We start from the raw sequence: 18,088 nt of genomic DNA, 5'->3' as shown, positions 1-18,088 counted from the left end.
GGGTGATGACAGTCATGCGCGTGGCAGCTTCAGGCCCGGCGGCGAACGTGCTAGAGCCGGGCTATGAGTTCCCTCCCCTCCACGATCGATGTCGCCATCATTGGCGCCGGCGCTGCGGGCCTCGGCGCCGCGCATGCGTTGAAGGGCACCGGCCTTTCCAGCATCGTTCTGGAAGCCCGCGACCGCCTCGGCGGCCGCGCGCATACGATCCAGGCTGCGCCTGACGTGGTGTTCGACGTCGGCTGCGGCTGGCTGCACTCGGCCGACCAGAACAGCTTTGTCGGCATCGCCCAGCAGCTAAACTTCGAGCTCAACAAGGACCTGCCGCCGTGGCGCGAGCGCGCCTATGGCAAGGCATTCCCGCAGGCCGACCGCGACGCGTTCATGCTTGCGCTCGACCAGTTTTACGATCGCATCGAGCAGGCCGCGCGCGGCGGCAAGGACGCCTCCGCCGATCGCTATCTCGAGCCCGGCAACCGCTGGAACGCGATGATCGATGCGATCTCGACCTATGTGAATGGCTGCGAGCTCGACCAGCTCTCGATCCTCGATGGCCGACTTCGACGCCTATGAGGACAGCAACGTCAATTGGCGCGTCAAGCGCGGCTATGGCGCGCTGGTCGCAGCCTATGGCGAGCACGTATCGGTCGCGCGGAACTGCGAGGTCCGGCTGATCGATCACGCAGGCCGGCGCCTGCGCATCGAGACATCGCGCGGCGTGCTTGAGGCGGACAAGGTGATCGTCACCGTGCCGACCAATCTGATCGCCGACGAGGCGATCCGCTTTTCGCCTGCACTGCCGGACAAGCTCGATGCCGCGCGCAGCCTGCCGCTCGGCCTCGCCGACAAGGTGACGCTGGCGCTCGCCGAGCCCGAGGCGCTACCCAAGGAAGGCAATCTGCGCGGCGCCACCATGCGCACCGAGATGGGCACCTATCACATCCGCCCGTTCGGCCAGCCCTGCATCGAAGGCTTCTTCGGCGGCCGCTTTGCGCGAGAGCTAGAAGACGCCGGCGACGGCGCCATCGCCGCCCACAGCATCGACGAGATCGTCTCCTTCCTCGGCAACGATTTCCGCCGCAAGCTAAGGCCGCTCAGCGAATCCCGCTGGGCGCACGACCCGTTCGCCCGCGGCTCCTACTCGCACGCGCTGCCCGGCCACGCCGACAAGCGCGCCGCACTGGCCGCACCGGTCGACGGCCGGCTGTTCTTCGCCGGAGAGGCCACCTCGCCGCACTTCTTCTCGACCGCGCATGGCGCGCGGGACAGCGGAGAGAGGGCGGCGAAGGAAGTGTTGGCGGCTTTGCCGCGCAAATGGTGACACCGTCATTGCGGGGAGCGACAGCGACGAAGCAATCCATGTCGCCACTAGAGCATGTTGTTTTTTGCCGGAATCGGGATTCCCAGAAGGGACAATTTCTGATTCAAACTCCATGCTGGAACGGGGGCCAGCATGGATGACGCGACCCTATTCGGAAGATCTTCGTGAACTCGCTCTGGCGCGGGCTGACGCGGGCGAGACCGTGCGTTCGATTGCAGAAGCGCTTCAGATCAGTCCTTCCTGTGTGACAAAGTGGAAGAATCTGCGGCGGGAGACCGGAGGCGTTTCTCCCGGCAAGATCGGCGGTCACAAGAAGCCGGTTCTGTCCGGCACCAATGCCGACTGGCTGCGCAAACGCATTCGCTCCGGCCCATTCACTTTGCGGAAGCTGACGCAGGAACTGGCTGCGCGCGGGATCAAGACCGACGTGCGGGCAGTGTGGACGTTCGTCCATGCCGAAGGGCTGAGCTTCAAAAAAAACGATCCTGCCGGCCGAACAAGATCGTCCCGATATCGCCCGTAAACGGACGCGCTGGAAGACCCATCAGGGCAGGATCGACGCCTCGCGCCTGGTCTTTATCGACGAGACCTGGATCAAAACCAACATGGCGCCGCTGCGAGGCTGGGGACCGAGTGGGCAACGTCTCCAGGCGTCTGCGCCTTTCGGCCATTGGAAGACCATGACCTTCATCGCGGCGCTGCGCCACGACCGGATCAGCGCGCCATGGGTCATCGACGGCCCCATCAATGGCGAGCTCTTCACCCTCTATGTCGAGCAGGTGCTGGCGCCGACCCTCGCAAAGGGTGAACTCGTCATTCTCGACAATCTCGGCAGTCACAAGGGCAAGGCGGCGCGCAACGCCATCCGCGCCACAGGAGCCCATCTGCTCTTCCTGCCGCCCTATAGCCCCGACCTCAATCCGATCGAGCAGGTCTTCGCCAAGCTCAAACACCTGATGCGAGCCGCGCAGCCGCGTGATGTCGAAGCGACTTGGCGCAAGGTCGGCGAACTCCTCGACGTCTTCTCCAAGGAGGAGTGCGCCAACTATCTCAAAAATTCAGGGTACGTTTCCGTATAAACACATCATGCTCTAGCGGAAAGATGGATTGCTTCGCAACGCTCGCAATGACGGTTGTTACTCCAACATCCGCCCCCGCATATCCGCATCGGGCACAAAGCACGTCTCGTACTTCCCGAAGATCTGGTAGCGATTGCGCGCGATGAGGCTGTAGACCGCGTCGCGCAGCGGCTTGGGTACTGTGAACAGTGCGCGGGTCCAGCGCCAGCCGGGGAGATGGCTCAGCACCGTCAGTGCCGCGTCCGACTTCATCCAGGCGATGCCGCCATGGACCACGGCGTTGGTGTCGGGATCGTCGGGGTCGATGCCGAAGGTCTTTGCCAGCCGCGTGCCGTAGTCGGACTGGATCGGCGTGAAGCGAAAGCGGCGCGTTGTGTCGCGGGCGATGACGAAGCGAACCCAGCGCGAGCAGAAGATGCAGACGCCGTCGTAGAGGATCACGTCGTCATCCGGCCACTCGCTCATCTTGATTTCCTTCGACGCGTTTTCTTCACGCGAACCGGTTCCCACTTCGCTCGAAAACGCTACCGGTTATCCAACATCAGCAACGCGACCAGCATCAGCACGATTGCGGGCCCGGTCTTCACCAGCGCGCCGAGCGGCTCGATCCAGAGATCGGGCGTCAGGATCGCCGATCCGGCCATGTAGCCGAGCGAAGCCACGATGCCTGCGATCAAGCCAAACGCCGCGGTGCGGCGGAAGGCGATCAGCACACCGATGCTCATGTCCATCAGGCTGGTCAAGACCGTCACCGGCCCGACCAAAGCGGGCGGGAAATGATGCGCGCTCAAGATGCCCGCCGCGGCGTCATAGGAGATGACCAGCGCGATGAAGCCGGACGCGACCCAGAACAGCACGAGGCTTGCGAAGATCAGCGCCTTGATCAGGAACAGCCGCGCGAACCATTTATCTTGAATCGTTGCGGGGCGCCCACCGACCGCTTGCGCGATCGTCTTCGGCACGATGCCGGTCGCTTCCATCCAGGCTGTGGGATCGCCGGTGACGCCGCGGCGCAATTCGGCGATCGCGTTGGAGCGCAGCGGCGGCATCCAGCCGAGGCGGCTCGTGAGATCGCCGAGGCGCGCGCCGAGATCGATCAGGAACGGCGCCGTCGGAAGGCGGACATGTTTCGCCGTGCCGAACGACCAGCGGAACTGGGCGATGACGCCGCCGAGCGAGATGGGTTGCGGCTGCATCAGATCCCATGTCACCGATCGCACCGCTTCATCGGCGACGTCGCGCGAAGCGAGCCACGCGATGGTGGCGGCGATATCCTCGACTGCAACCGGCTGGAACGGCGTCGCGGCCTCGTCGGCCGGCAGATCGACCGGCAGCGCCGCCAGCGCACGCAGCATGGCGCTGCCGCCATAGGCCGAAGGCGCGATGACAAAACCCGGGCGCAGGATTGCGTGTGCGATTCCGGACGCCGCGATCAGCCGTTCGGCCTGGCGCTTGGTGGTGCTAAAGGACGTGCGGTCCTCACTATCCGTGCCCGGAATCGAGATGTGGACGAGACGGATGGCACGGTGGCTGTCGCTGATCGCCGCCAACAGCCGCGCCACGAAGTCGCGATGCACCGCGCGGGTGTCGCTGCCTGGACCATCCTGCAGCACGCCGAGGCAATTGACGACAATGTCCGCCTCGTGGGTGCGAAGCAGCTGCGTCAACGCCGCCGCATCCATCGACATCACGGGAAGTTCGAGGTCGGCCGCGCTCATCTTTTGCGCCGGCGTGAAATGCCGCGCGATCCCGATTACACGAAAGCCGCGCGCCCTCAGATCGTCGGTGATGGTGCGCCCGATCAGGCCCGACGCGCCGAGCACGAGGATATTGTGTGATGCGTCGTCACTCATGAGGGTCGGATCATGCTCTAAAATGGCTTCGCGATCATCAGCCACAGGATGATCATCACCGATCCGAAGCCGGGAATCCCGAACAGGAACCAGCGGCGAAACAGCGCATCGTAGCGCGGCGGCAGCGGGAGACCTTTGTCGGCGGCCGCCTGCGCGAGGTCGCGCATCTCCATCTGCATGAAGATGACGGGAACCCAGAACACGCCGGCCAGCGCGTAGAGCGCCAGCGAAACCAACAGCCAGCGTTCGGTCAGGCTTGTGGCCGACAGCATCATCAGCAGTCCGCCGCTCACCGGCTGCAGCAGCACGGCGCTCAGCGTGAAGATCATGTCCGCGATCACGACGGTCGCCGCCGTGCGCGCGATGAAAGCCGCATCATGCGTGCGATGCGCAGCCAGCATGAAGAAGGCGATGCCGGTCCCGGTGCCGAGGATCACGATGGCGCCGAGCACATGCAGATATTTGATCAGGAAGTAGAGCGTCATTGCAGTCCGCTCGCGATCGGGCCGGGTTCGGCGCGCACAGATACCGCTGCTGCCATAGGCCGGGCGTGCACGAAAATCCACTGCGGCGGCGCACTGGGAGTACCCATATCGCGTCTGGATCGCTCGCCAAATCGTGCCGGCGAATCAGCCTCGAATGAGCTTTTTCCAAGCGACGGCAGTGTCATATTGCGCGCGCGATTCACGCTTTGCACAGGCCCGGACCAGCGATTGGTCGCTTGAACCCGGCAAGTGTCCTTTTTCGGAACAAGTTTTCATGACACTGATGCAAAAAATCCACAGGTTAACCGATAATTAACGATGGACCTTGAAGGCGGCCCTCCGACTTGCTTTGATTGCAAGCATGAGCACAACGCTGATCGAGGTCCGGCCGGCCAAAGCTGCAGACGCAGCCTCGGTGGCGTCTACCCATGACGAAGCCTGGCGCTCGGCGTATCAGGGAATCATCCCCGGCGCCGAACTTGAAAAGCTGATCAATCGCCGTGGCCCGCAGTGGTGGGACAGTGCCATCCGCAAGGGCAGCCGCGTCAGCGTGCTGGTGTTCGGCGACAGGATCGCGGGCTACGCCAATTACGGCCGCAACCGCGCCCGCAGCCTGCACTTTGAAGGCGAGATCTACGAGCTCTATCTGCGGCCGGAATTCCAGGGCCTCGGCTTCGGCCGGCGCCTGTTCGCCGCAGCCCGCCGCGACCTCCTGCAGAGCGGCCTGAAGACCATGGTGATCTGGGCGCTTTCCGACAACGAGTCGGCGACCGAGTTTTACCGCGCCCTGGGCGGCCGCATGGTGGCGCGCTCCTCGGAGCGGTTCGGGCCGAAGTCGCTCGACAAGGTCGCTTTCGCTTGGTCCAACTGAAAATCCTGCTTCTCTCGCAGCTGCAGCAAGGCTAAACAGCCTGAGCGCTTGCGCGCGACGGCCAGCCCGGCTCCCAAGGCCGGGCCTGAAGCTGTTTCGCGGCCTGGCGGCGCCAACCAAAAAATCACATCCTTTTCAACTTCCAAAGGCCACGCGGAGCAATCCATGCGTATCGACGCCATATCGATCGGAAAAAATCCGCCCCACGACGTCAACGTCATCATCGAGGTTGCCGTCGGCGGCGAGCCCATCAAGTACGAAATGGACAAGGAGGCCGGCACGCTGGTGGTGGACCGCTTCCTCTACACGCCGATGCGTTATCCCGGCAATTACGGCTTCATCCCGCACACACTGTCGGGCGACGGCGATCCCTGCGACGTGCTGATCGTCAACACCCGCGCGATCGTGCCGGGCGCCGTGATGAGCGTCCGCGTGGTCGGCGTGCTGCTGATGGAGGACGAGGCCGGCGGTGACGAGAAGATCATCGCGGTGCCGTCATCGAAGCTGACCCAGCGCTACGACAAGGTGCAGAACTACAACGACCTGCCCGACATCACGCTGCAGCAGATCCAGCACTTTTTCGAGCACTACAAGGACCTCGAGAAGGGCAAGTGGGTGAAGGTGCTGCGCTGGGGCGACGCCGACGAAGCCCGCAAGCTGATCCTGGAAGGCATCGAGCGCGCAAAGAAGAAGTAATCTTAACCTCGCCCCGCTTGCGGGGAGAGGTCGGATCGCATCGCAAGATGCGATCCGGGTGAGGCGGTACAGGTTCCCTCAGCCGTCAGCACTTGCGGAGAGAGCCCCCCACCCCAACCCTCTCCCCGCAAGAGCGGCTATCAGATTCACACATTCTGAAGCCTTAGATTGGCGCCGTATTTGATGGCGTGGAACTTGGCAAGGCCGATGCGGATGACTTTGGGACCCGGCTTGCCGTAGTAGCCGGTCCATGCCGCCGAGGCGTGCGATGACCCAAGCGACAAAGGCCAGGGATCCCTTCGGGTGCGGATTGCGTTGCCGCTCGGTCTTGCCTTCGAGCCGGGCGGAGACGGCTTCGAGGATGGGTTGGTCGTCTGGCTCGAAGGCATCGCTCAGGAGCTGATCCGTGTTGCCGTCGCGGGCCTGGACGAGTTGCTTGATGGTGATGGCCGCAACGGCTGCAGCAGCGACGAAGTTGATCATGGCCTGCGGGTCGCCGATATCGGCTTCCTCTATATCGAAGCCTGCCGTCTTGAGCGTACGGAAGAACTCCTCGATCACCCAACGCGTCCGGTAGAAGCCGACCACTTGACGCGCGTCGTTCAATGTAGCGACAGCGTGGGTAGTCAAAAGCCGCCAATGCACAGGTGCGCTACCGTCTTTCGGCTCCGATACCTCGCGGACATCGACCAGCGTCAGGTGAGCCGTCTCGGGCAACGTCGGATCGGCTCCATGGAGCGGCCGGCATACGGCCACCGGCGCGAAGCGCACTGCGAACTCGGTATCGCGCGCGCGCCGTCCTGGTGCGGCGGGGACCGTCATGGCAACGCGCCCTTGTTCGGCCTGGGCGTCGATGAAGGTGAACAGCAAATCCGGGTCTTCTTCGGCCCCCTCGATCCGCCGATTCTGGCAGGCCCTCACAACCAATTCGACGTTTTGCGGACGCTTCACGAACAGTTCGTAAAAGTCGCTTTCGCGGTCCGATACCATCGTGACGCTGGCCGCCGCAGCCAGTACCTCACCCGCCCGTTCGCTGCTCTCGATCCATCGTTGCGATTCCTTAGCCGCCGTCGCCCGCTTGCGCCGTGGTGCCAACTCCTCTCGGTTACGGTTCCAAACCTGCATCGAGACCAGACCGAGCAACCCTTGCGTCTCGGCCTCTACCGCCAGTGCCACATGCAGCAACAAACCCGCGGCATTGCCTTTGGCGACCGGTCCGTAGCATTGTCGCGACCGCCGGCCGCCCAAGATCAATTCCGACGTGTCCTGTGCGACAACAACATGCCGACCAGCCGCTCGCTGCCCGGTGAGGTCTCCGGCATGCCGTGACATCTCTGCGGCCGTCACCGACGGATTGTGAAGAAGCCGGCGAAACTGCATCTCGCCCGCACGGTCCTCACCGAGGCGGCGGATGCACGAGCCAGGTCGGGCCACCAGCGCCGCATGCAGCCGCGCCCCCCTTTTTCCAGGCGACGATCGCCAAATCGTCCCAGTCCATATGCCACCCCGGCCATCAAAACCTCCACCGGCTTGCCTACCGATAGAGAATCCCGCTTTACCGCTAATCGCAACCCAGATGTGTGAATGCGATAGGCAAGAGCGGGGCGAGGGAGTAGATCACACCGCCGGCGCCGGGAGGCCGGCAATCGCGCAGGCGGCGCGCAGCGTGTTGACCAAAAGGCACGCCACCGTCATCTGGCCGACGCCGCCAGGCACCGGCGTGATCGCGCCGGCGACGTTGAGCGCTTCCTGGAATGCGACGTCGCCGACCAGCTTCGGCTTGCCGCCGGGCACCGGAATGCGGTTGATGCCGACATCGATCACTGTCGCGCCCGGCTTCAGCCAGTCGCCACGCACCATCTCCGGACGGCCGACCGCGGCATAGACCAGATCCGCCTGGGCGCAGAGCTTCGGCAGATCGCGCGAGCGCGAATGCGCGATCGTCACCGTCGCGTTCTCATTCAGCAACAATTGCACCAGCGGACGGCCGACCAGATTGGAGCGGCCGATCACGATCGCGTTCATGCCCTCGAGCGAGGGGTGCACGCTCTTGGTCAGGATGATGCAGCCGAGCGGCGTGCAGGGCGACAGCGCGACAAGGCCGCCGGCGAGCCGGCCGGCATTGTTCGGATGCAGGCCGTCGACGTCCTTGGCCGGGTCGATCGCATTGATGATGGTCTCGGTGTGCAGCGATTTCGGCAGTGGCAGCTGCACCAGGATGCCATGCACCTGGGGATCGCGGTTGAGCTGTGCGATCAGCGCCAGCAGATCGGCCTGCGACACGTCCTCCGGCAGCTTGTGCTCGAACGAGGCCATCCCGGCGGCCTGCGTCTGGGTGTGCTTGCTGCGGACATAGACCTCGCTCGCCGGATCATGGCCGACCAGCACGACGGCGAGCCCCGGCGTCAGCGCATGGTCGCGCTTGACGCGGGCGACCTCGGCGGCGACGCGGGCGCGAAGCTCGGCGGCGATGGCTTTTCCGTCGATGATGCGGGCAGTCATGTCAGTCCCTTGTTTCCTGCTTGGTCAGCTTCCTCAACGTTTCGCCAAGCCCTTTCGGGTCGCCGTCCACCGCCACCTGCTTCAGCCGCGAGGTAGCGCCGGACAACAGCTTCACCCTGGCCTTGGGCACGCCGAGCGCCTTGGCCAGCAGCTCGGTCACCGCACGGTTGGCCTCGCCGCCTTCTGCGATCGCGCGCACCCGCACCTTCACCACCGAGCGGCCGTTGGCCAGCGTCTCGATCCCGTCGATGTCGTCGCGGCCGCCGCGCGGCGTCACGCGCAAGGCGATGCTGATGCCCCCGGTGGAATAGCGCCAAGGATCCATCGCCAGGGCTCCATCAGCAAGGGTCGCGAGGGATCAGATCACGTTGGGATAAATGTAATAGGCAATCACCCGCTGGATGAACATGATGATCAGAATCACGATGATCGGCGAGATATCGAGCCCGCCCAGATTCGGCATCACGTTGCGAATCGGCCGCAGCACCGGCTCGGTGATCCGGTACAGGAACTCGGCTACCGCGGAGACGAACTGGTTGCGCGTGTTGACCACATTGAAGGCGACCAGCCAGGACAGGATGGCGGAGGCGATCAAGAGCCAGACATAGAGGTCGAGGACGATGATGACGATGTCGAGAACAGCGCGCATGTGATGGGGGCTCGCGGGTGGGACGACCAGGTGAAGCGCTACGAGACCGGACTGGGCCGCCAGCGCGCTTCTTGTTTGAGCAGGATCTTTTCAGAAAGCCGCGACGCACTTTTTGCTGGCGCGGCTCGCCGGGTCCGGATCATGCTCTAAATATCGGTTCATCCCCCCGCAAACAAGGGAAGTTCCCGGCGGGGCGGGCCGAAAACCGTTGTTTCACCGTTCTTGACTTGGCCTTGGGCGGGACTGTAAATGGCGCCCGACTGACGGCCGGGATACTCAGCAATACCCGGCCGCAATGGGGCCATAGCTCAGCTGGGAGAGCGCGTCGTTCGCAATGACGAGGTCGGCGGTTCGATCCCGCCTGGCTCCACCACGCTTCGCCCTTCGGGCTACGCGTGGCGCAGCCGCGCAGAGCCCGAAGGGTGAAGCGTGGTGTCCGGCGAAGCCCAAAGGGCGAAGACGGACCTTATCGTCCCCTCTCCCCCCTCATGTCCCCGTAAACCGGGGCGGGCGCTTCTCGACAAAACTCGCGACGCCTTCCCTGAAATCATTGCTCTTCAGCGCGATCTGCATTTCGCGGTTGGCATCGATGGTGGCTTCGGCAAGCGTCTGGAACGGTACGTCGTAGACCTGGCGCTTGATCACGGCGATCGCGCTCGGCGAGACGAAATCGGCGAGGTCGCGGGCATAGGCATAGGTTTCCTCGCGCAGCTTCTCCGGCGGAGAAAGCCGGTTGACGAGGCCGATGCGCAGCGCCTCCGCAGCCGATACGCGCCGCGCCGACATCAACAGATCGAGCGCGTTGGCGTGACCGACGATGCGCGGCAACATCCAGCTGATGCCGTGCTCGGCGATCAGGCCGCGCCGCGCGAAGGCGGTGGTGAACACCGCGCTGTCGGCCGCGAAGCGCAGGTCGCAATACAGCGCGTGGACCAGGCCGATGCCGGCCGTGGCGCCGTTGAGCATGGCGATCACGGGTTTCTTGATGGCGGGGTAGTAGGCGTAGCGCGTCTGCCAGTCGGCGCGACGGTTCATGTCGAATGCAACGCCTTCACCGCGCCGGACCTCATTGGGATCGATCCCCTTCAGCGCTTCCATGTCGGCGCCGGCGCAGAAGCCGCGGCCCGCGCCGGTCAGCACGATGACGCGAACATTGTCGTCATTGGCCGCCGCCTCCATCGCATGGCGTACGTCGCGCTCCATGATCGCGGTCCACGCATTCATGCGGTCGGGGCGGTTCAGCGTGATGGTCGCGATCCTGTCGCTGACCTCATAGAGGATGTGTTGGTAGCTCACGGCGATCTCCCTGTGCTGTGTTTGTCTTGTTGTTCTGAGTTCGCGCGACCATGCGGCGCCGCGCGCAGCCGTTGCGAGACTAGAGCATTTTCGGTTCTGATTGAATCAGAACCGAAGCTCTTGATTCTTGTTTTGACGCGTTTTCTTCACGCGAACCGGTGTCCACTTCGCTCGAAAACGCTCTAGCACAGAAGCGAAAATGAATAGCCGTGTCGTGTGACGCGCGAAATTCCGCGCGGCGGCTATTCCGCGGCCTGCAGCACGACCGGCCGGGGCACGCGCGCAATCCAGCCGTCGATGAAATGCTTCAGCCAGGCGCGCTCGGCGGCATCGTGCACGGCGCGCTCGGCGAAGTGCAGATGACCCGGCTGCGCGCCCGGCGAATCCATCCGCGCGCAACCGCGCGTGGTCCAGCGATGCATCATCGCGTAGGTCACGTCGGGATGGAATTGCAGGCCGAAGGCGTTGCCGAACTGGAACGCCTGCACCGGGAAATCATCGCCCGCTGCGAGCAGGTCCGCGCCCGTGGGCAATTGAAAGCCCTCGCCATGCCAGTGATAGACCCGCGCCGGCCAGTCCGGGCACAACGCGCGGCCAGCCTCCGTCGGCCGGACCGGGTAATAACCGACCTCGACGCGGCCTTGCGGATGCGGCGCGACCTTGGCGCCGAGTTGCCGCGCCAGCATCTGCGCGCCGAGGCAGATGCCCAGGAACGGACGCTGCTCGCGCAGCGGCACTGAAATCCAGTCGATCTCGCGTCGCACATAGTCGTCGGGATCGTTGGCGCTCATCGGCCCGCCAAAGATCACCACGCCGGCATGCGCCTCGAGCGTGTCGGGCAGCGCGTCGCCGAAGCGCGGGCGACGGATGTCGAGCGGGTAGCCGAGCGCGCGCAGGGCGTTGCCGATCCGGCCGGGGGTCGACGTCTCCTGATGCAGGACCACCAGCACCGGCCGCAGCGACGCCCGGTCTGCCGGCGTGACCGCGGCCGACCTTCGGCTCGCGAAGGGCACCACGACACGGGTTGGGTCAGACCGGAACGACATTGCCTCTGCTTAAAGTTTCGGCACGTAAGGCACGATCATAGCTAAGTGGTCGTTAACATCGTGTGAGTTTGCGCACACCCGTGCGAAGCAAATCGCGGGCCAGAGACAGCCTTAACGGCGATGAACGGGCTTTTTCGGGTGAAGCTAGCGCTTGCGCAACTGAAACCCGCCGACCGCGGTCAGGATGAAGGAGCGCGGAAACAGCCGGAGCAGGAACGGCACCATTTTGATGAAGGCGCCGGGCAGCACGGCGCGCTTTGTTGGCCATCAGGCCGCGATAGGCCTGACGGGCGACCTCGGCCGGCGCAACGTCGAGGATGGCGGAATCGAAGCCGGGGGCAAAGCCGGCGCGGTCCTGGAATTCGGACGGCACGGGACCGGGGCAAACCACGGTGACGCGCACGCCCTTCGGCGCCAATTCGCAGCGCAACGCCTCGGAAAACGACAGCACATAGGCCTTGCTGGCATAGTACACGGCCATGCCAGGGCCCGGCAGAAATCCGGCGATCGAGCCGAGATTGAGGATGCCGCCGCGGTTGCGGATCAGCTGGTCGGCAAAGCGCAGGGTCAGGTCGGTCAGCGCGCGGATATTGACGTTGATGATGTCGAGCTGTTCGGCGCGGTCGCGCTCCACGGCGAGGCCGAACAGGCCGAAGCCGGCATTATTGACCAGATATTCGACCTCGACCCCGGCATCGGTCAGGGCCTGTGCGATCCTGTCGCCGGCATCGGTCTGCTGCAGATCGCAGGGAATCACGATCGGCGCCGGGCCGCCCTTGGCGCCGAGCTCGTCGGCGAGGGTCTTCAGGCGATCGGCGCGCCGCGCCACCAGCGCCACGCGGTGACCATTCGATGCAAACACGCGCGCCAGTTCGGTGCCTATGCCCGCCGATGCCCCGGTTATCAGCGTCACACGCTCAGTCACGTTTCAAACTCTTACTGCAAATTCTAGTGAGGTCCCCGACGGGGCGACGAGAGCATAGGGATGCGGTGTGACGCAAGCCGCGTATGGGCTTGTGGATAGCGGCGGGGCCGCTGGTTTCGTGACGAAACGACCGATTTTCAGTCGGATCGCCCACAATCGCGGCGGACATTAAAATTTCGTCATCCGCAACGCCGGCAGGGGGGCGTCCGCCTGCGCGGGCAGCCGTGTCAGATTGCCGCGTCTGACGTGCCCCAGGGGCCCTTTGGCAGCTCCGCCTGCTTCTCGGCCACCCGGTGCTTGAGATCGATGCGGTCGCGCGAGGAAATGCCGAGCACAGATCGGCAGCACGCCAGACCACATTGTCCTCGAACTCGCTCACCTGGCCGTCGGCATAGACCAGCTCCCACATCATCTCGACGATGCGCAGCCGTCCCTCCTCGTTCACCGAGCGCATGATCACACTGGTAAAGTGATAGAGATCCACGGCCTCGCCCTCGACGCGCATGGCGGAGGCGATCAACTTGTCGGCGGTGCCGGGATCGAGCTGGAAACGGCTCTCGATCAGGCTGTGCAGCTTGCGCGTCTCGGCCGGCGTCGGCTCACCATCCAGCGAGACGACATGCACCAATAGCGCCGTCGCCGCCAGGCGGTAGTCGCCGTCATCGAAGGCGCGGTCAGCCTGGGCATCGGGGGAGACGATATCGGCAATGAATTGGCGGAGTCCGTCGAGCATCGCTCTCTCTGTGGGATGAAGCCTGGAAGCTTTGATTGAGCATCTGTCCGGAAAACCGCCGGACCATGCGCTGTTGAAATCTATATGGCGTGGAAGCAGAACCGGCGCAATCCGCGCGGGTTCCCGCTGCGGCATTACGTTTCAGCAAGCATTACGTGTCGGCAATGTGACTACGGTATCTCGTACACCACGAGCTTGTCGGCAATGCCGCGCAGCGCCGCTTCCTTCTGGATCGGCTTGATCGCCGCGCGATCGAGGATGCCCGCGACCTCCGCTGCTTCCATCACCGGCTGGGTCAAATGGATTTCCTGTGACGTCGACAGGCTCTGCACCCGCGCGGCGATATTCACGGTCTGGCCGAAATAATCCTGCCGCTCGTTCAGCGTCACCGCGAGGCACGGCCCCTCATGGATGCCGATCTTGACGATCAGATCTTCCTTGCCGCGCTCGGTGTTGAGCTGCTTCATCGCGGCCCGCATGCGCAGGCCCGCCGACAATGCATGCTCGGGCCGGATGAAGGTCGCCATTACGGCATCGCCGATCGTCTTCACCACTGCGCCGTGTTCGGAGGCGATGATCTCGAGCAGCGCGTGGAAATGCGCGCGCACCAGGTCGAACGCGGCGAGATCGCCGACCCGCTCATAGAGCGCGGTCGATCCTTTGAGATCGGTGAACAGGAAGGTCAGCGCGGTGATCTTCAGCCGCTGGTCGACGGTGAGGTTGTCGGCCTTGAACACGTCGCGGAAGGTCTGGTTCGACAGCATTCGCTTCGCAGTGAGGATCGGCTTGCGCTTTCCGAGCAATTTGTGCAGCGGATCGCCCGCGATCCACACCGAAGGCAATACGCGAACGTCGGCATGATTCTCCAGCGAGAGCCGCAGCGGCCCCGGCCGCATCGTCGAGGTGCCGGTCGGCGCATGGGACTTGTTGAACGCGATCGAGAACTGCTGACGCTCGGTGGTCGGCTCGCCCTCGATGGCAAAAAAATGCGCCGAATGCGTCACCGGCTCGAACACGATGACGAACTGATTGGGCAGATTGAGCGACAGGATCGCTTTTTCGCCGGGCGGCAGCTCGAGCCCCTCCAGCGTCACCTCGTTGATCAGGGTCGACACCGCGCTCTCGTCGAACTCGATCCCGGAACTCCAGAACATCTGGCGGAAGTATTCCCAGATCGGCAGCGTGTTGGGATCGTGCGCGGCGATGTGGCGGACCCGCGGGCTGACGGTGAAGGCAACCTCGACCAGCTCGTCAACGGAGGCCTCGTAGCCGGCCGCGCACAGCGCGCAATTATAGTCGTCATGGCGCAGCGACTTCAGCGTGGTGTGGGCGTCGAGCACGCCGCCACAGCCCGGACACAGCACGTTCCAGCTCATGTCGAACAGCCCGAGCCGCGAAGCATGCAGGAAGCCGGAGATCACCTTCTCCTCTTCCAGCCCGGTGCGGCGCGAGAAATCCAGGGCGTTGATGCGATTGAGCTCGCGATCATGGCCGTCCGCGATCAGCTGCTGCATGGCATCGACGACGGCCGGATCGGTCGTCTGCCTGAGGACTGCGAAGTGGGCTTGCGTATCGCTCATGGTGAGCCCCTAGAGCATGATCCGGAAAAGCGTGTAGCGGTTTTCCGCAAAGATCATGCTCAAAACAAAGAGATAGAGCAGAATGACGATTCGACGAAGAATCATCCCGCTCAAGATGAGCATTGCGACACCGTCACGCAAGGTCAGCGCGGTTTGATCGTGAACACCGGCGAGCGGTTCGGCTGTGTCGTCACCACGCCGATCGGAAGCACCGGATCCTTATCCGCCAGCGCGACGCGAAACGTGCCGATCATCCGCGCAAGCGCAAGCGTCGCCTCGACCAGCGCGAAATGCGCGCCGATACAGACCCGCGCACCGACCCCGAACGGCAGATAGGCGAAGCGATCGGGCGGCGTTTCCGCCATGAAACGCTGTGGCACGAACGCGTTAGGATCGCGCCACAACTTTTCATGCCGGTGCAACAGCCACGGCGCGATCAGGATTACGTCATGCTTCCTGACCGGACGGCCCGCGATGGTGTCGGGACCACCAGCCGCACGCGCAATCAGGAACGCCGGCGGATAGAGCCGCATGGTTTCGTCGATCACCGCACGGGTGAATTTCAGCCGCTCGATGTCGAGCGCGCCAGACGTCGTCACGCTCCTGACTTCTGCTGCCAATTGTTCCTGGGTCTCGGGATCGAGCGCCAGCAGATAGAGCGCCCAGAACAGCGCGGTCGCGGTCGTCTCATGGCCGGCCAGGATCATCGTCGCGACCTGGTCGCCGAGCTGGGCGTCGGTGAAAGCCTCGCCGGTTTCAGGATCGCGCGCGGCGCCCATCAGGTCGAACAGGTCGCGGGCCGGCGCGTTGTCATCCTTGCCGGTGGCGCGGCGCTCGGCCATCAGCTGGCCGACAAACGCGGTCCAGCGCTTGCGGAAGCGGGCGCGCCGGAAATCCTGCGGGGTCGGCCAGCTCAAGGGCAGCACCAGGTCGAGCATATGCGGCCGCGCCAGCGTGTCGCCATACTCCATCACGAAGTCGCGCAGCGCGGCGCCGTGGCGATCCATGCCGAACGAGAACATGGTGCGGCCGGCGATCTCCAGCGTCATGCGCTGCATCACCTCGCGCAGATCCACCGGGCCGCCGCTCGCGGCCTTCAGCTTGGCGATGGTCTCGTCGACCGCCGCGATCATGGAGGGCACCAGCGTCGTCACCGCGCGCGGCGTGAATGCCGGCGCCAGCGTGCGGCGCTGATGCTTCCACGCGCGGCCCTCGGCAATCAGTAGTCCCTCGCCCAGCATCGGACGCAGCACGCGGATGCCGGCCGGCGTGCGGGTGTAGTTCTCGTAATTGTCGACCAGCACATGGCGGATCGCGTCCGGCGTGTTGAGGATGAAGCTCGAGCGGCCGAGAAAGCGGCCCTGGACGATGTCGTCCTCATAGGCGCGCTGGCCCCAGGTCTCGATCGGCGAGTTGCGCATCACCCGCATCCGCTCGAACGCACCCATGTCGTCGGGCGCGCGCGGCGGCGCAGGCGGGACCAGGGGACGCCGCGTGACCGTGATATCGTGGACTTCGGCTATGCTCATGGTCCTCGCTTCCTGCCTCACGCAATGGCCGATCCGGCTATGCGATCCCTGCGCCATGAAGGCGCGCGGACCCTCTACCAGACCTAGTAAGTCAGCTCGGCGACTGCAATCCGATTCTCCGACGCCGGCCAGGCCCGCATCACAATGCGTTCCTGATTGAAGGCGGCAACCACCGGACGGCCGACATCGGCTGCGGCGAGCCGCAACGTTGTCACCGCATCGGTCGGCACGCCGGATTTGACGTCGGCCGGTTCCTTGCCGTCGAACAGCACGATATCGCGCGGCAGGCCGAAATAGCCGCGCGGCCGCGACATCAGCACGATGGCGCCCGCGCCGGCATCGGCAGGCAGCAGCGGTCGTGCCGCGCGCAGGTGCACGATCTCGGACGAGCGCGGAAATGGCGAGCGATAGATATGTGTCGTCACTGCATCAGGCGAGGTCAGCACGAATTCGAGCGGCCAGGACGGATCGACCTGCGCCGGACCCCAGCGGCCGTCGGCGCCGGTCTGCGAGCTGTGCAGCGGGCCGCCGATGCGCTCGCCGGTTTCCGCCGACACGCGAAAGGTGTCGACCGTGGCACCCGGCACCGGCCGGTTGGTCGGCACGCCGCCGGGCGTGCCCGTGACAAGGCCGCTCAGCCTCACCACCGTCTCCGGCACGATCTCGATCCGCGACGGCTCGTGCCCCGCGATGAACTTGTAGATCTCGCGAAAGGCGCGCGGATGATACGCGGTCTCGCGATGGTCCACGGCGCCGAGCACCAGGTTGGTCGCGCCTTTCAACGCCGGACCTTCGGACGTGACGTTGGTCGGCGTGCCCGGCTTGCCGATGAAGCGGCCGTCGGCTTGCGCATATTTGTCGAGGCCATCGCTGCGCAAGGTCAGGAATGCGGTGCCGACAGTCACTTCGCTGTCGCCATCGTTCAGCCCGCGCAGGAACGGACCGCGCCCGTTGAACTCGTTGCCGAGCCCGTCGTCCGAGGCATACACACCCGTGATTGGGCGTGCCGCACAGCACCGCGTGGCTGATGTCGCCGCCGCCACCATTTTTGACGTAGTTGCGGATCGCATTGCCGCCGCGCGAATTTCCGACCAGCGCGATACGCGCGGCGCCGCTCTTTTGCTTCAGCTCCCTGACCGCCTCGGCGAGCTCGCGGCGCTGATCCTCGGTCGAGGAGCGGTTGGCTTGCTCGACCTTGTCGTCCGTGCGCGCCAAGGGATCGGTGAAATTGATCGCGGCCATGCGCTCGCGCGGCACGCCGTTGGATTCCATCCGCCAGAGCGTCGTCAACCAGAGCGCCGCGTGATCGCCATTGCCATGCACGAACAGGATCGGCGGGATGTCGCCGGCGGGCGCCGGCTGGGCCAAGGCCGACCGAACCAAGGCCGCCTGAGCCAGGCCCGGGACGGCAAGACGGCCGGACAGCAGGGACAGCGCGCCGGCCCCTTGCAAAATTGTTCGCCGCGACAGCGCCATTGGTCCCCTTCCCCCGAGCCTTCCTCAGGTCTTCCAGTGCTTTAGCT

Annotated in this window: 14 protein-coding genes, 1 tRNA gene and 4 pseudogenes; 5 read left to right on the top strand and 14 right to left on the bottom strand. The window is 64.6% G+C overall.

Translation table 11 applies throughout. The features are described from left to right. Positions 1-63: 63 nt before the first annotated feature. Both ACVWW1_RS31160 and ACVWW1_RS31155 read left to right on the top strand, forming a co-directional pair. Positions 64-1,321, top strand: a pseudogene (locus ACVWW1_RS31160) (flavin monoamine oxidase family protein). Between the two features lie 136 nt (positions 1,322-1,457). Further along, positions 1,458-2,400 (top strand): IS630 family transposase gene (locus ACVWW1_RS31155; protein WP_456655323.1). Its coding sequence is split into 2 segments (ribosomal slippage): positions 1,458-1,793 and positions 1,795-2,400, totalling 942 coding nucleotides; the frame shifts between segments, so codons are not numbered across the junction. Between the two features lie 57 nt (positions 2,401-2,457). Here the strand turns inward: ACVWW1_RS31155 and ACVWW1_RS31150 are convergent. The 3 genes from ACVWW1_RS31150 to ACVWW1_RS31140 are packed head-to-tail and all read right to left on the bottom strand — an operon-like array spanning position 2,458 to position 4,738. Next, positions 2,458-2,865, bottom strand: coding sequence for a thiol-disulfide oxidoreductase DCC family protein (locus tag ACVWW1_RS31150; RefSeq protein ID WP_456658517.1), 408 nt, complete (start codon positions 2,863-2,865; stop codon positions 2,458-2,460). A gap of 59 nt (positions 2,866-2,924) precedes the next feature. Beyond that, the gene (locus ACVWW1_RS31145; RefSeq protein ID WP_456658516.1) at positions 2,925-4,253 is read right to left on the bottom strand and encodes an SDR family oxidoreductase; all 1,329 of its coding nucleotides are present in this window, start codon (positions 4,251-4,253) and stop codon (positions 2,925-2,927) included. Positions 4,254-4,270: 17 nt separating this feature from the next. After that, entirely contained in the window at positions 4,271-4,738 is a 468-nt protein-coding gene (locus ACVWW1_RS31140) for a DUF2269 family protein (protein ID WP_176534440.1), read from the bottom strand. A gap of 361 nt (positions 4,739-5,099) precedes the next feature. Between ACVWW1_RS31140 and ACVWW1_RS31135 the strand changes: the two genes are divergently transcribed. Further along, positions 5,100-5,609, top strand: a complete 510-nt coding sequence (locus tag ACVWW1_RS31135) for a GNAT family N-acetyltransferase (RefSeq protein ID WP_176534441.1) — start codon at positions 5,100-5,102, stop codon at positions 5,607-5,609. Between the two features lie 165 nt (positions 5,610-5,774). Continuing rightward, positions 5,775-6,305: an inorganic diphosphatase gene (gene ppa, locus ACVWW1_RS31130; RefSeq protein WP_028343771.1), complete on the top strand. Its 531-nt coding sequence runs from the start codon at positions 5,775-5,777 to the stop codon at positions 6,303-6,305. A 78-nt stretch (positions 6,306-6,383) separates the two neighbouring features. Here ppa and ACVWW1_RS31125 read toward each other — a convergent pair whose 3' ends face one another. The 4 genes from ACVWW1_RS31125 to ACVWW1_RS31110 form a co-directional block, all read right to left on the bottom strand. Beyond that, positions 6,384-7,685 carry an IS4 family transposase gene (locus ACVWW1_RS31125; RefSeq protein ID WP_456658515.1) on the bottom strand — a complete coding sequence of 434 codons (1,302 nt, stop codon included), beginning with the start codon at positions 7,683-7,685 and terminating at the stop codon, positions 6,384-6,386. Positions 7,686-7,922: 237 nt separating this feature from the next. Continuing rightward, positions 7,923-8,807 carry a bifunctional methylenetetrahydrofolate dehydrogenase/methenyltetrahydrofolate cyclohydrolase FolD gene (gene folD, locus ACVWW1_RS31120; protein WP_456658514.1) on the bottom strand — a complete coding sequence of 295 codons (885 nt, stop codon included), beginning with the start codon at positions 8,805-8,807 and terminating at the stop codon, positions 7,923-7,925. Position 8,808: 1 nt separating this feature from the next. Beyond that, positions 8,809-9,132, bottom strand: a complete 324-nt coding sequence (locus ACVWW1_RS31115) for a DUF167 domain-containing protein (protein ID WP_092121274.1) — start codon at positions 9,130-9,132, stop codon at positions 8,809-8,811. 33 nt (positions 9,133-9,165) lie between these two features. Next, positions 9,166-9,456 (bottom strand): YggT family protein, encoded by a 291-nt coding sequence (locus tag ACVWW1_RS31110; protein WP_021078230.1) that lies wholly within the window; start codon positions 9,454-9,456, stop codon positions 9,166-9,168. A gap of 297 nt (positions 9,457-9,753) precedes the next feature. On the opposite strand from ACVWW1_RS31110, the gene ACVWW1_RS31105 reads away from it, so the two are divergent. Continuing rightward, a tRNA-Ala gene (locus ACVWW1_RS31105) sits at positions 9,754-9,829 on the top strand. Positions 9,830-9,942: 113 nt separating this feature from the next. On the opposite strand, the gene ACVWW1_RS31100 is transcribed toward ACVWW1_RS31105, so the two are convergent. The 7 genes and pseudogenes from ACVWW1_RS31100 to ACVWW1_RS31070 all read right to left on the bottom strand — a co-directional run bounded on the left by ACVWW1_RS31100 (position 9,943) and on the right by ACVWW1_RS31070 (position 18,041). Next, positions 9,943-10,752, bottom strand: a complete 810-nt coding sequence (locus ACVWW1_RS31100; RefSeq protein ID WP_456658513.1) for an enoyl-CoA hydratase — start codon at positions 10,750-10,752, stop codon at positions 9,943-9,945. Between the two features lie 242 nt (positions 10,753-10,994). After that, positions 10,995-11,798, bottom strand: coding sequence for a glutamine amidotransferase (locus ACVWW1_RS31095; RefSeq protein WP_456658512.1), 804 nt, complete (start codon positions 11,796-11,798; stop codon positions 10,995-10,997). A 144-nt stretch (positions 11,799-11,942) separates the two neighbouring features. Then, positions 11,943-12,723: pseudogene (locus tag ACVWW1_RS31090) on the bottom strand (SDR family NAD(P)-dependent oxidoreductase). A gap of 227 nt (positions 12,724-12,950) precedes the next feature. After that, positions 12,951-13,456 (bottom strand): annotated as a pseudogene (locus tag ACVWW1_RS31085) (tellurite resistance TerB family protein). A 170-nt stretch (positions 13,457-13,626) separates the two neighbouring features. Next, the gene (locus ACVWW1_RS31080; protein ID WP_176534446.1) at positions 13,627-15,036 is read right to left on the bottom strand and encodes an adenylate/guanylate cyclase domain-containing protein; all 1,410 of its coding nucleotides are present in this window, start codon (positions 15,034-15,036) and stop codon (positions 13,627-13,629) included. Positions 15,037-15,179: 143 nt separating this feature from the next. Beyond that, positions 15,180-16,565 carry a cytochrome P450 gene (locus tag ACVWW1_RS31075; RefSeq protein ID WP_207834086.1) on the bottom strand — a complete coding sequence of 462 codons (1,386 nt, stop codon included), beginning with the start codon at positions 16,563-16,565 and terminating at the stop codon, positions 15,180-15,182. A gap of 83 nt (positions 16,566-16,648) precedes the next feature. Continuing rightward, positions 16,649-18,041, bottom strand: a pseudogene (locus tag ACVWW1_RS31070) (hydrolase). Positions 18,042-18,088: the final 47 nt, after the last annotated feature.

The sequence above is a fragment of the Bradyrhizobium sp. JR3.5 genome (assembly GCF_054057015.1).
Note: the sequence above shows the minus strand (reverse complement) of the source record. Positions and strands in the feature narration are given on the sequence as shown.